The following is a 13,532-nucleotide window of genomic DNA, read 5'->3' as shown; positions in this document are numbered from 1 at the left end:
TCAATTGACCGGCGCATCCAGCCGGAACGCATTCTCAACAATACGCAAGCCCACCTCGCCACCGAGCGACATCAGCGATTCCGGGTGGAATTGCACGCCGGCGACCGGCAGGGTCTTGTGCTCCAGCGCCATGGCGACGCCGTCCTCGGTGCTGGCGGTGACGGATAGGACATCCGGCATGCTGTCGCGCTCGACAAAGAGCGAATGATAGCGGCCGATGACGATCTCGTTCGGCAGATTGCGCATCAAGCGCCCGCCGCGCACCTGCACCCGCGAGGGCCTTCCGTGCGCCGGATGGGTGAGCTGGCCGAGCTCGCCGCCGAAATATTCGCCGATCGCCTGCACGCCGAGGCAGACGCCGAACACCGGCAGCTTGTTCTCCAGCGCCGCATCGATGGTCTTCTTGATCCCAAAGTCCTCCGGGCGACCGGGACCGGGCGACAATACCAGCAAATCCCACCTCTTCTGCTTGAGCATGTCGAGCGCATGCACATAGCGGACCACGGTGACCTCGGCGCCGACCTGGCGGAAGTAATCGGCGAGCATGTGTACAAAGCTGTCGTCGTGATCGATCAGCAGCACGCGCTTGCCCGAGCCGGTCGCGTCAGGCGCAAAGCTCGACAACGGCTTCGGCGGATCGCCGCGCAGCGCCTGGAACAAGGCTGCGGCTTTCACTTGGCATTCGCGGTCTTCCGCGGCCGGATCGGAATCGAACAGACAGGTGGCGCCAACGCGCACCTCGGCAAGACCATCCTTCATCCTGATGGTGCGGATGGTCAGACCGGTGTTGATGCTGCCGTCGAAGTTCACTGCACCGATCGCCCCCGCATACCAGCGCCGCGGCGAGCGCTCATGGTCCTCGACGAACTGCATCGCCCATAGTTTTGGCGCGCCTGTCACGGTGACAGCCCAGGCGTGGGTGAGGAAGGCATCAAGCGCGTCGAAGCCGGGACGCAACATGCCCTCGACATGATCGACGGTGTGGAACAGCTTGGAATAAGTCTCGATCTGACGGCGCGCCAAGACCTTGATCGTGCCGGGCACGCAGACGCGCGCCTTGTCGTTGCGGTCGACGTCGGTGCACATGTTGAGCTCGAACTCGTCCTTCTCCGAGTTCAGGAGCTGGCGGATCTGCTCGGCGTCACCGATGGCATCGGTACCGCGCGCGATCGTCCCTGATATCGGGCAGGTTTCGACCCGGCGTCCGTCGGAGCGCACGAACATTTCCGGCGAGGCCGAGACGAGGAATTCGCCCTCGCCGAGATTCATCAGCGCGCCATAGGGCGACGGGTTGATGACGCAGAGCCGCTGGAACACTTCGGCCGGCGAGCGTTCGCAGGGCTCGGCGAAGAGCTGGCCCGGCACGGCCTCGAACAGATCGCCGCGGGCGAAGGCCGCGCGCGCGGTCTCGACCGTCGCCTGATATTCGCCGGGCGCGTGATCGGCAAAGCCTTGACGATCGGTTTTCACATACGGGCTCTCGGCGGTCTCGCGCGGCAGGCCTTCGGTCGATTTGCCCTTCCAGGCGAAATCGTAGGAAAGCACGACGCCGCGCCCGGTGGCGCGGTCATAGGCGAGCAGGCGATCCGGGACATAGAGCACGATGTCGCGCTGGTCCTGCTCGCGCGGACGCTTCTGCACGAGGTCCTCGATCTGGAACACGAGGTCATAGGCGAAGGCGCCGAACAGGCCGAGCAGCCCGTCGTCATTGGCGAAGAAGGCCGCAATGATGTCGCGCACCAGCGACATCACGCTGGCGCGACGGGTGCGCTGGTCTTCCTCGACTGGCGCATCGCCCCGGATGATGTGACCGGCAAGGCGGGTCGATGATTTCTCGGAGATCACGACGCAAGGCTCGCGCAGGACATCTGCGAGGAACGCGACCAGCACCTCGCCACGCGCATTGAGCGCTTCGAGCTTGAAATTGACGCCAACGGTCTCGAGCTTGAGCGGCGGATCGGAGAAGCCGAGGTCAAAGCTCTCGTAGCGGCCCGGCACGGTCGTGCCCGAGGACAGCACCACGCCGCGGCGGCGGTCGAGCAGGCTGACGAGATCGTCAAGCCTGTTGGCGCCGCCGGTAAATTGTTCGGCCACACGCGTGATCGCAAGACCGCCGCGGGTGACGTAATCGCTTCTGGGCGGGAGGGCAAAGACTGTCCTGTTCATGTCGTCCTCTTACGAAACTTGCCGAGGGAACGCCACACAGGACAAACGATCAGGCCGCCGCGCTGTGCTGGCGACCTCAGACGATTTTGGGAGAATAATCGCACCGGCCACCTCTTAGGAGGTGCGCCACCAACGACGGGATGGGTGGGCTGCGGTGCTCATGGGGCGGATACTCACCATGGCGAGGGGGCGGCGTCAAGGGTGGGCGGGGTAGGAGCCATCAACGTCAATCTCCGCCCTCGTCCCGGCGAAGGCCGGGACCCATGGCCACCGAACTGACTTTGGCGAAGACTCGGAGTGACAGCTCACAGCAATCACAAAATCCCGGGGGTTATGGGTCCCGGCCTTCGCCGGGACGACACCGAAAATGTGGGGCGACCGACGCCTACCCCAGATGCTTCCGGAAAAACTCCGTCGCCCGTCCCCAGGCGAGCTCGGCGGCTTCGCGGTCGTGCACGGCCTGGCGCTGCTCGTTGACGAAGGCGTGCTCGGCGTCATAGCGGAACAGCTCGAGCGACTTGCCGGCGGCCTTCATCGCCTTCTCGAAGCCACTGACCAGCTCCGGCGTGCACCAATCGTCCTTGTTGGCGAAATGGGCCTGGAGCGGGATCTTGACGTCGGCGGGCTTGGCCGCCTGCTCCGGCGGGATGCCATAGAACACGACGCCGGCCGCAAGCTCGGGCACATGCACCGCACCGATGATGGTGACGGCGCCGCCGAGGCAGAAGCCGGTCAGCCCGACCTTGGCGCCGTTGCGCGACAGATATTGCGCGGCGCCGCGCACGGTCTGCGTGGTCGCGTCCATGAAGTCGAGCGAGTTCATCTCCTTGTTGGCCGAATCCGTGTCGTGATACGGCACCACCTTGCCCTTGTAGAGATCGGGGGCCAGCGCATCGAAGCCGGCGAGTGCAAAGCGATCGCACAGGCCCTTGATCTGGTCCGACAGGCCCCACCATTCCTGGATCACGACCACGCCCGGCGCATTGCCGCGCGCGGCGTTGGCGAGATAGCCCGAGGCGTCCTTGCCGTCCGGGCGCTTGAAGGTGATGGCGGTTCCCATGGTGTCCTCCGAGGCGTTTCTAGGGGAGAGGTTGGCGGCATTTTGGCGGGTAAGCGGGCGCGAGGCAATCCACACTCTCGTCATTCCGTGGCGCGCGATAGCGCGCGCCCGGAATCCATCGGGCCTCAGAGTGGGTGGATGAATGGATTCCAGGCTCGATGCTCGCCCGGAATGACGACAACAAAAAAGCCCCCTTGCGGGGGCTTTCTCGTTCCGTCTCGCGCGCGCCGCTCAATGCGAGTCGGCCCAGACCTTCTTCTTGGTGAAGTACATCAGGAACGCGAAGATGATCAGGAAGATGAAGACCTGGAAGCCGAGGCGCTTGCGTGCCTCCATGTGCGGCTCTGCGGTCCACATCAGGAATGTGGTGACGTCCTTGGCGTATTGCGCGACCGTCGTCGGCGAGCCGTCGTCGAAGGTCACCTGGCCGTCGCTGAGCGGCTTCGGCATCTTGATGGCGTGGCCCGGGAAGTATTTGTTGTAGTACGAGCCTTCCGGGATGGTCACGCCTTCAGGGACCTTGTCCTCGAAGCCTTGCAGCACGGCGGCGACATAATCCGGGCCCTGCTCCTGGTACTGGCTGAAGAAGTCGATCAGGAACATCGGGAAGCCGCGACCGTAGGAACGCGCCTTGGTGATCAGCGACAAGTCGGGAGGCGCCGCCCCGCCGTTCGCCGCGCGAGCCGCCTGCTCGTTCGGGAATGGCGAGGGGAAGTAGTCGGCCGCCCGGCCTGGGCGCTCGAACATCTCGCCCTGGTCGTTCGGGCCGTCCTTGATCTTGTACTCGGACGCGAACGCCGCCACCTGCGCCGCCGAATAGCCGGGGCCGCCGGGATCGCCGAGATTACGGAACGCGATCAGGGACAGGCCGTGGCAGTTGGAGCAGACTTCCTTATAGACCTTCAAACCGCGCTGGAGCGCACCGCGGTCATACTTGCCGAAAGGGCCGGCGAACGACCAGCTGTTGCCCGGCGGCTTGGTGCCGCCTTCCTCGGCGCGGGCCTTGTCGACCGACGCGGCGAACAGCGCGCCTGACAGGGCGAGCACGATCGCGGTCGAGACCATTGGCGTCGACTTGCCGCCGGTCTTGGCGAGGATCGCTTCCGAGATCGAGTTCGGCACCGGCCGCGGCTTCTCGATTTTTGACAACAGCGGCAGCACGATCAGGAAGTAGGCGAAGTAGCAGACCGTCAGAACCCGGCCGGCGATCACGTAGATGCCTTCCGGCGGCTGCGCGCCGAGATAGCCGAGCAGGATGCAGACCGCGACGAAGATCCAGAAGAACTGCTTGGCCAGCGGGCGGTACTTCGACGAACGCGTCCTGGCGCTGTCAAGCCAGGGCAGGAAGCACAGGATGATGATCGCCGAGAACATCGCGATGACGCCCGCGAGCTTGTTCGGGATCGAGCGCAGGATCGCGTAGAACGGCAGGTAATACCATTCCGGCACGATGTGCGGCGGCGTCACGCCCGGGTTCGCCGGAATGTAGTTGTCGGCATCGCCGAGATAGTTCGGCATGTAGAAGATGAACCAGGCGTAGAGCAGCAGGAAGCAGGCGACGCCGAAGCCATCCTTGATGGTCGCATGCGGCGTGAACGGCACCGTGTCCTTTTCGGTCTTCGGCTCGACGCCATCAGGATTGTTCTGGCCGGCGACATGCAGCGCCCAGACGTGGAGCACGACGACGCCCGCGATCAGGAACGGCAGCAGATAGTGCAACGAGAAGAAGCGGTTCAGCGTCGGGTTGCCGACCGAATAGCCGCCCCACAGCAGCGTCACGATGCTCTCGCCGAAATAGGGGATGGCGGAGAACAAATTGGTGATGACCGTGGCGCCCCAGAAGCTCATCTGGCCCCAGGGAAGCACGTAGCCCATGAAGCCTGTTGCCATCATCAAGAGGTAAATGATGACGCCGAGAATCCAGAGCACCTCGCGCGGCTCCTTGTAGGAACCGTAATAGAGGCCGCGCAGCATGTGGACGTAGACCGCGAAGAAGAACATCGAGGCGCCGCAGGCATGCATGTTGCGCAGCAGCCAGCCGTAGTTGACGTCACGAACGATCAACTCGACCGACTTGAAGGCGAGATCGGCATGCGGCGTATAGTGCATCGCCAGGATCACACCGGTCAGGATCTGCATCCCCAGCATGAAGGAGAGGATGGCGCCGAAGGTCCACCAGTAGTTCAGGTTGCGCGGGGTGGGATAGACGACGAAGGAGGAATGGACGAGACCCAATATCGGCAGGCGCCGCTCGATCCATTGCAGGGCCGGATTGCTCGGCTGGTAGTCGGATGGTCCGCTCATGATGCGATCCTGAGGAAATATTACGACGTGACGGTTCGAGGCTTCGGACGCAGGTCCGAAGCTCAGCCGATCTGGATTTTGGTGTCGGAAACGAAAGTGTACGGCGGCACGGCCAGGTTCGCGGGCGCGGGCCCCTGGCGGATGCGGCCGGACGAATCGTACTGCGAACCATGGCAGGGGCAGAAGAACCCGTCGTAATTGCCTTCATGGGCGATCGGGATGCAGCCGAGATGGGTGCAGATGCCGATCACGACCAGCCACTGGTCATGGCCGGATTTGACCCGGGCCTCGTCGGATTGCGGATCGGGCAGGCTCGCCACGTTGACGGCGCGCGCCTCGTCAATCTGCTTCTTGGTGCGATGGCTGATGTAGATCGGCTTGCCGCGCCAGAACACCTTGATGTCCTGCCCCTCGGCAACCGGGCTCAGATCGACCTCGATCGGCGCACCCGCGGCGATGGTCGAGGCGTCCGGATTCATCTGGGAAATAAAGGGCCAGAGCGCGGCCGCGCCCCCTACTGCGGCAGCTGCCCCCGTTGCAACGAATAAGAAATCACGGCGTGTCGGATGGTCCGCCGAAGACGCTGTCGTCACGATTCCAACCCTTTCTTCTTATGCTGCCGGTGGAACCGCTCCAGGAGCCCCCAAGGTCCCCGGAACAGCGCTGCCGGCGCCCGCGGCCCCCCGCGGCGGCAGAACTTGGCTTGTCCTCGCCAAAACAAGGCGAAAACAGCAGTCCAGAATCGTTCTATTGGCACCCTTGCAAGGCGAGCGCAAGCCCGCTAACGGCGCGGGAGCGTGCAATGCACGAATTCCCGCGCTAGCGATGTTTTATTGAGACAATTCCGCCCCGCCCGAAGCCCTGTAACGCCCATGCAGATCGCACTTTTCCAGCCCGACATTCCCCAGAACACTGGCACGATTCTCCGCCTGTGCGCCTGCCTCGGCATCTCCGCCCATATCATCGAACCGGCCGGCTTCCCGGTCTCCGACCGGCATTTCCGCCGAGCGGGAATGGATTACCTCGACCATGTCAGTATCACCAAGCATGACTCCTGGACCAAGTTCGAGGAATGGCGGATGGCACAAAGCTACCGCCTGCTGCTGTTCACCACCAAAGGCGCCACCGACTACCGCGATTTCCGTTACCACACGTCGGACATCCTGCTATTCGGGCGCGAGAGCGCCGGCGTGACCGACGCGGTGGTCGAGGCCGCGGATGCGCGACTGGTGATCCCGATCACCGAAGGGTTGCGGTCGCTCAATGTCGCCATGAGCGCGGCGATGGCCGCAGGCGAAGCGCTCCGGCAGGTCCGGAACCCGCACGAATTGATATGACGAGGAGAGGCCAGTGAGCTACGCGGTCAAGGAAATCTTCCTGACCCTGCAAGGCGAAGGCGCCCATGCCGGGCGCGCGTCGGTGTTCTGCCGTTTTGCCGGCTGCAACCTCTGGAGCGGCCGCGAGGCGGACCGCAGCCAGGCCATATGCCAGTTCTGCGACACGGATTTCGTCGGCACCGACGGCACGCTCGGCGGCCGCTACGCCACGGCCGCGGAACTCGCCGATATCATCGCCGGGCAATGGACCGGGCCGGCCACCAACCGCTATGTGGTGCTGACCGGCGGNCGAGCCGCTGCTCCAGGTCGACGACGCCCTGGTCGCGGCGCTCCATGCCAAAGGCTTCGAGATCGGCGTCGAGACCAACGGCACGGTCGAAGCCCCTGCAGGCCTCGACTGGATTTGCGTCAGCCCCAAGGGTGGTAGCGAACTCGTGCTCAAGCGCGGCCATGAGTTGAAGCTGGTCTATCCGCAGGCCCTCGCGGCGCCCGAAGCATTCGAGGGCCTCGCCTTCGATCGCTTCTCGCTGCAACCAATGGACGGGCCCGAGGTCGCCGAGAACACCGCGCGCGCGATCGATTATTGCCTGCGCCATCCGCAATGGCGGCTGAGCGTGCAGACGCATAAATCGCTCGGCATCAGATAGGACTGAACGGACAGATGTGGGAATTGACGAAACAGTTCCGCTTCGAGGCGGCACATACGCTGAAGGGGACGACCTTTGGTGAAGCGAGCGAAGAGATCCACGGCCACTCCTTCCGCGCCGAGGTGACGGTGCGCGGCACGCCGGATCCTGCGACCGGCATGGTGGTCGATCTCGGCCTGCTCCAGCGCGCGATCGAAGAGGTGCGCTTGATGCTCGACCACAAGTTCCTCAACAAGATCGAGGCGCTCGGCACACCGACGCTGGAAAACCTCTCGCGCTTCGTCTGGGAGCGGCTCGCCCACATCGGCAAGCTGACCCGCGTCAGCATCCACCGCGACAGTTGCAACGAAAGCTGCACCTATTACGGTCCGCAGACATGATATCTCGTAGGGCGGGCAAAGCGGAGCATGCCCACCAATCGAGACGAGGGTGAGAGATGGTGGGCACGGCGCAAGGGCGCCTTTGCCCACCTACGAGAGCGGTGGAATGGAGATGGACGTTTCGATAATCGAAGACCGCAAGGCCCGCGCCCGCGCCTGGTTCGAGCGCTTGCGCGACGACATCTGCGACAGTTTCGAGCGGCTCGAGGACGACGCGCCGCACAGCCTCTATCCCGGCGCGGCCGGCCGCTTCAATCGTACGCCCTGGCAGCGCACTGACCACAGCGGGGCCAAGGGTGGCGGCGGCGTGATGTCGATGATGCATGGCCGGCTGTTCGAGAAGGTCGGCGTGCACTGCTCGACCGTGCATGGCGAGTTCGCACCCGAGTTTCGTGCGCAGATTCCGGGCGCGGCGGAAGATCCGCGGTTCTGGGCATCCGGCATCTCGCTGATCGCGCATATGCGCAATCCGCACGTGCCGGCCGTGCACATGAACACGCGCTTCGTCGTCACCACCAAGGCGTGGTTCGGCGGCGGCGCCGATCTCACACCGGTGCTGAATCGCAGGCGCACGCAGGAGGATGCGGACACCCTCGCCTTCCACGCCGCGATGAAGCAGGCCTGCGACCAGCCGGGCGGCGTTGCCGATTACGACAAGTACAAGAAGTGGTGCGACGAGTATTTCTATCTGCCGCACCGGAAAGAGGCGCGCGGGGTCGGCGGCATCTTCTACGACTGGCACGACAGCGGCGACTGGGACGCCGACCTCGCGTTCACGCAGGATGTCGGCCGCGCCTTCCTCAAGATCTACCCTGACATCGTCAGGCGCAATTTCGCGACCAGCTGGACCGCTGAAGACCGCGAGGAGCAGTTGATCCGTCGTGGGCGGTATGTCGAATTCAACCTGCTCTACGACCGCGGCACCATCTTCGGGCTCAAGACCGGCGGCAATGTGGAGTCGATCTTGTCGTCGCTGCCGCCGGAGGTGAAATGGCCATGACCACGACAAACAGCGTGATCAAACCGCTGCCCCGCGCCATGCTGATCGACATGGATGACACCATCCTGTCGGCCTATGGCCGGCCCGAGATCGCCTGGAACACGATCGCGGAGGAATTCGCCGACGAGCTCGCGCCGCTGCCGCCGCCGCAGGTCGCCACCGCCGTGCTGGCCTATGCACGGCAGTTCTGGTCGACCGCGGGAGCAGAGTGGCGCATGAAGCTCGGCGAGGCCCGCCGGCTGACGGTGCGCGGCGGTTTTGCCGCGCTCGCCGCGAGCGGCCATCGGGCGCTCTCGGACGATCTCGCCGATCGCCTCGCCGACCGCTTCACAACCTATCGCGAGGAAGCGATCTTCGTCTTCCCCGGTGCGCATGATGCGATCGACGCCTTCAAGGCCCACGGCGTCAAGCTCGCGCTGGTCACCAATGGCGCTGCCGACATGCAGCGCGCCAAGGTCGAGCGCTTCGAGCTGACCCATCGCTTCGATCACATCCAGATCGAGGGCGAGCATGGTTTCGGCAAGCCCGAGGAGCGCGCCTATCTGCATGCGATGGAGGCGCTCGGCGTCACCGCCGAGGACACATGGATGATCGGCGACAATCTGGAATGGGAAGTCGTCACCCCGCAGCGCCTCGGCATCTATGCGATCTGGCTCGACGCGCATGGCGAGGGCCTGCCGGAGGGCTCGACCGTCAAGCCCGACCGCATCATCCGCTCGCTGACCGAGCTGGTGCCGGGCTAGGTTTTCGAAAACAACCCCATGCACAGTAGGCGGCTGCTGCAGAATCAATGCTTGCCGCACAACGCAACGCGACTGCGGATTTTACGAAAATTTGTTGCTCCGTCGGGCAAAACAGGCGTATGATGCCATCGTGGGATATTGCGATCGACGCGCCTCTCGGTTCGCGAGCGCACTGCGCACCCCCGCCTGTGGTCGGGCTGTCATGACAAATTGCTAGCCTCGCATCAGTGTCAAGCGAAAGGACCAGGCCATGGAATTGAAACCCGGCGATGTCGTGATGCTGAGATCGGGCGGCCAGCCGCTGACGGTGGCAGAGGTCAAGGGTGAGGACGTGCTGTGCCTCTGGATGGGCATGGAAGGCGATCTCTTCCGCGAGACGCTGCCGCTCGCCACCCTCGTCCAGGTGGAAGAAGACGACGAGGACGAGGAAGAAGACGACGAGGACGACGAGTAGGCGCATCTCACCGGGATTGATGAGCTGCTCGCTCGGACAGGAGCGCCTGCCGGCGATCATCACCCCCGATTATGAGAGCGATCCAGGCGGCCCCCGTCACGTGGCGGTGTCACCATGGGGCGTGCGCCTGGCGAGTGCCGTGCGTACCATTCGGCCAAGATCTGACCTGCGATACGGCTTCGCCAGCAGGAGGACGCCCGGATCGAGGCGCCCGTGATGCACGATGGCGTTGTCGGTATATCCGGAGGTGAAGAGCACCTTGAGGCCGGGCCGCCGCCTCACGGCCTCGTCGGCCAGATCACGCCCGTTCATGATTCCCGGCATAATGACGTCGGTGAACAGCAGGTCGACGGCATCGCCCCGATCGATACAGGCCAGCGCTTCCTCAGCGTTGCTCGCAAGGATCGCGGTATAGCCCAGGCTCCGCAGCTGCGCGCCAACGTAATCGCGTACCAATGCTTCGTCCTCGACCACCAGAATGGTTTCAGTTCCGCCCTCGATCGGCGTCGCCGGTTGGGTGCGCAACTGCGCTTCATCGTGCTCCCCTGCCGGCGGCAGATAGATCCTGACCGTCGTTCCAGATCCTTCCTCGCTGTAGATCTTGATGTGGCCGTTCGACTGTTTGACGAAGCCGTAGACCATGCTGAGGCCGAGGCCGGATCCCTTGCCGGAATGCTTGGTCGTGAAGAACGGATCGAACACCTTGTCGCGGATCGCTGCTGGGATGCCTTGCCCGGTGTCGCTGACGGCGATCATCACGTAAGGTCCCGGACGAACGTCGCCGTTTGCCCTCGCATAGTCCTCGTCAAGGTGGACGTTCTCGGTCTCCAGCATGAGCTTGCCGCCGGCCGGCATCGCATCGCGCGCATTGACGGCAAGGTTGACGAGAGAGTTGCTCAGTTGGCTCGGATCGACCAGGGCAGGCCACACATCGTCCGCCAACATCGAATCGATCTCGACGTTGTCGCCGAGCATCGGCTGCAACAGCCGGGCCGCATCGATGACCAGCGCATTGACGTCCGTTCGTCGCGGCTGCAACGGCTGCAGACGGGAGAAGGCGAGCAGCCGATGGGTCAGGTCCGCGCCGTGCGTCGCGGCCTCGTCGATCATTTTCGCGACCGCGGAAAGCTCTGGATTGCCGGCAACGCCGTCCTTCAGAATCTCGATGGTGCCAAGAATGACGGTGAGCATGTTGTTGAAGTCGTGCGCCACCCCACCTGTGAGCTGGCCGACGGCTTCCATTTTCTGGGCCTGCACCAGTTTCCGTTCCAGCTCGGCCTTGCTCTCCAGCTCGTACTGGGCCTGCATGAAGCTCGATCGCATCCTTTCGAGCGAGCGGGCCAGCGCATCGATCTCGTCGACCGACGATGCCACGTTGATCGGTCGAGAAAATTCCATGAGCCCGATGCGCGCACTTTCGGCCGACAAGAGCTCGATCGGCCGCGCGATGCGCGTACTGAACCATATCGCGGCAAACGAGGCGATCAGCATGCAGCCGACGACAAGCGCTGCGCCAATCGCCAGCCTATCCGTGCCCACCCATCCGAAATCCGCCGAGGGCGCGAGCGTTGCAATCCAGAAGGTTTGACCTGCGGGGCGCACCGGATGGAACGATGCGAACCAGATGTTTCCGCTTTCTTCGACCTGGAAGATCTCGTTGGGAGGACGTCCGCGATCCCGCCAGGCCCGGTATGACGCCGTCAGCGGCAGCACTCCGAGCGCGTCGACAGGCTTCAGCAATGCCTTCCTGACGGTCTCGCTGGTCCATCGCGGGTCGCGCGGCAGACCCAGCGCCTCGCCGGCGTCGGTCAAAATCGCCACCAGTCCGGAATTGGTGAAGCGGACCTGCTGCGTAAAGTTCGTGATTTCGCGAAGCCACACATCGCTGGCGATGGCGGTGCGGTGGCCGTCCGGAGCGGTCCACCGCACCACCGCCGACAGGCCCGGCTCACCCGAAGAGACGAACTGATAGGGCGCCGTCCAATGGATATCGTCGTCCCTTGGCATCGCTGCCGCGGCCAGAAACCACGGACGCTGTCTGGCATCGTAGTCGGTCTTTCGCAGCTCGTCGCCGACCACCCGGTCGCTCTCGTCGTAGGTGATGAAGCGCCCGACGCCGCCACGCACGTCCGGATCGGTGAGGCGGTTGAACCAGCGCCCGTTGCCTTCCGACGAGATCAGGACCTCGCGACCGTCGTCGCGCGCGATTGCGAACGAGGTGATCCCGCTGGTCCCTTTCAGGATCGGGCGAAGCAGAGCGTTCGAGGCGTCGAGACGATCGACATCGATCAGTCCCTTGATTCCCCATTCGCGTTCGAGGCGAGCGATCGCCTCGACCCTGACGAATATGCTCTCGAAATCGGCGGTCACCTGTACGGCGGCACGGCCGCTCTCCGAGGCGGCGAGCTGCTTCACCAGCGGCCGATAGAGCAAGAAGTAGATGCCGATGGCGCAGATCAGCAACGCCACAGAGACGAGCGCAACGCCTCCGAACACCAAGCCGCGCCGAATCGACCACTTGCGATCCATACGGCCCAGGTCGGCAACTTGTTCGGGCTGCAGCAAGCGATGTCCCCGATCAGAATCTTGATCACCTGCACTCTAGGGATTGATGGCTTCTTGTGGAACCAAGGAATGCAATCAAACTGCCGGCTTTTCCGCCAAGATGGCTCGCACCCGCGTCAAGGGGCCGACTTTGCGGGCGGTAGCCGGGTCTGCTCCAAGCAGGCAACCGGCACATAGGCGAACATCTGATGGTGTCGCCAGGCATCTTTGCCAAATCGCACGACGGCCCCGTGGTCCCGGGAAAGTGACCCATCGTGAAGCCGTGATCTGTTGGCCCTTTGCCGTCGCGCGCCAGCTAAGGAGGCAGCGACATCTGGAGAAAAACGATGCGTTCGATTTTGGCTTTGAGCCTTTTGATCGCCCTGTGCGGCGCTGCCAATGCAGCGACGGTACATCACCCCCATCGGAATGCTGCTGTGCGCTCCCAGCAGGGCGCACCGGCTTCCGCTTCGAGCTTTGCCTACGCGCCAGCTGAGCCGCCGGCTCAATTCCGATCCGGCCACTCTTCCTGTGACCAGCCCGAACCGTATTTCGGCGCCTGTCAGGGCTATGCGCCCGGCGAAAAAGAGCGGTTTCTGCACAGCCTGTACGGGCCGTGACCATTTCGACAGCGCATGGCGTGGATTGAGCTCGTGGCTTGTAGGATGAGTTGGAGCATCAGTCGCCATTCTGTTGGCCCTCGTGCTGTACATCGCCCATATTTACGATCGATCGCCCGTTCCGGCCTTCCTCGAGCTCGCCGCCGTCGCAATCATGGCCGCTTTGCTTGTCCTGCGCCGCGCGTTGCTACCCTGTTTAGCGCGTGGCGAATGGGTTGAGCCAAGCCGGAGCGCGACCAAACATGCGTTCGCATGTCGCCTTCGGATCAGACCCGGC

11 protein-coding genes and 2 pseudogenes are annotated in these 13,532 nt (G+C 63.8%); 8 read left to right on the top strand and 5 right to left on the bottom strand.

Going from position 1 to position 13,532, the window contains the following annotated elements:
- The 4 genes from AOQ71_RS35190 to petA all read right to left on the bottom strand — a co-directional run bounded on the left by AOQ71_RS35190 (position 1) and on the right by petA (position 6,123).
- Positions 1-2,166, bottom strand: coding sequence for an anthranilate synthase component I (locus tag AOQ71_RS35190; RefSeq protein WP_057757111.1), 2,166 nt, complete (start codon positions 2,164-2,166; stop codon positions 1-3).
- Between the two features lie 385 nt (positions 2,167-2,551).
- Entirely contained in the window at positions 2,552-3,226 is a 675-nt protein-coding gene (locus AOQ71_RS35185; RefSeq protein ID WP_057757109.1) for a dienelactone hydrolase family protein, read from the bottom strand.
- 231 nt (positions 3,227-3,457) lie between these two features.
- Entirely contained in the window at positions 3,458-5,530 is a 2,073-nt protein-coding gene (fbcH, locus tag AOQ71_RS35180) for a cytochrome b/c1 (protein ID WP_057757107.1), read from the bottom strand.
- A gap of 62 nt (positions 5,531-5,592) precedes the next feature.
- A complete protein-coding gene (gene petA / locus AOQ71_RS35175) occupies positions 5,593-6,123 on the bottom strand; it encodes a ubiquinol-cytochrome c reductase iron-sulfur subunit (RefSeq protein WP_057757105.1) in 531 nt (176 codons plus the stop codon).
- Positions 6,124-6,402: 279 nt separating this feature from the next.
- On the opposite strand from petA, the gene AOQ71_RS35170 reads away from it, so the two are divergent.
- The 7 genes and pseudogenes from AOQ71_RS35170 (at position 6,403) to AOQ71_RS35145 (ending at position 10,091) form a co-directional block, all read left to right on the top strand.
- Positions 6,403-6,867, top strand: coding sequence for a tRNA (cytidine(34)-2'-O)-methyltransferase (locus tag AOQ71_RS35170; protein ID WP_057757103.1), 465 nt, complete (start codon positions 6,403-6,405; stop codon positions 6,865-6,867).
- Between the two features lie 13 nt (positions 6,868-6,880).
- Positions 6,881-7,155 (top strand): annotated as a pseudogene (locus AOQ71_RS49120) (radical SAM family protein); the annotation flags it as partial.
- A gap of 1 nt (position 7,156) precedes the next feature.
- Positions 7,157-7,514 (top strand): annotated as a pseudogene (locus AOQ71_RS49115) (7-carboxy-7-deazaguanine synthase QueE); the annotation flags it as partial.
- Between the two features lie 14 nt (positions 7,515-7,528).
- Positions 7,529-7,894, top strand: a complete 366-nt coding sequence (locus AOQ71_RS35160; RefSeq protein WP_057757100.1) for a 6-pyruvoyl trahydropterin synthase family protein — start codon at positions 7,529-7,531, stop codon at positions 7,892-7,894.
- Between the two features lie 112 nt (positions 7,895-8,006).
- Entirely contained in the window at positions 8,007-8,894 is an 888-nt protein-coding gene (gene hemF, locus AOQ71_RS35155) for an oxygen-dependent coproporphyrinogen oxidase (protein ID WP_205668293.1), read from the top strand.
- Entirely contained in the window at positions 8,885-9,637 is a 753-nt protein-coding gene (locus AOQ71_RS35150; RefSeq protein WP_083514727.1) for an HAD family hydrolase, read from the top strand. The genes hemF and AOQ71_RS35150 overlap by 10 nt, the downstream gene beginning before the upstream one ends.
- Before the next feature lie 250 nt (positions 9,638-9,887).
- Complete coding sequence (locus AOQ71_RS35145) at positions 9,888-10,091, top strand: YodC family protein (protein ID WP_057757098.1); 204 nt, start codon at positions 9,888-9,890, stop codon at positions 10,089-10,091.
- Positions 10,092-10,187: 96 nt separating this feature from the next.
- On the opposite strand, the gene AOQ71_RS50065 is transcribed toward AOQ71_RS35145, so the two are convergent.
- Positions 10,188-12,656 (bottom strand): ATP-binding protein, encoded by a 2,469-nt coding sequence (locus AOQ71_RS50065; protein ID WP_157083771.1) that lies wholly within the window; start codon positions 12,654-12,656, stop codon positions 10,188-10,190.
- Between the two features lie 326 nt (positions 12,657-12,982).
- On the opposite strand from AOQ71_RS50065, the gene AOQ71_RS45660 reads away from it, so the two are divergent.
- A complete protein-coding gene (locus tag AOQ71_RS45660; protein ID WP_157083770.1) occupies positions 12,983-13,255 on the top strand; it encodes a hypothetical protein in 273 nt (90 codons plus the stop codon).
- Positions 13,256-13,532 lie beyond the last annotated feature (277 nt).

The sequence above is a fragment of the Bradyrhizobium manausense genome, assembly GCF_001440035.1.
Lineage (GTDB): Bacteria > Pseudomonadota > Alphaproteobacteria > Rhizobiales > Xanthobacteraceae > Bradyrhizobium > Bradyrhizobium manausense.
The sequence above is the reverse complement of the archived record's forward strand: the minus strand, read 5'-3'. Positions and strand labels throughout refer to the sequence as shown.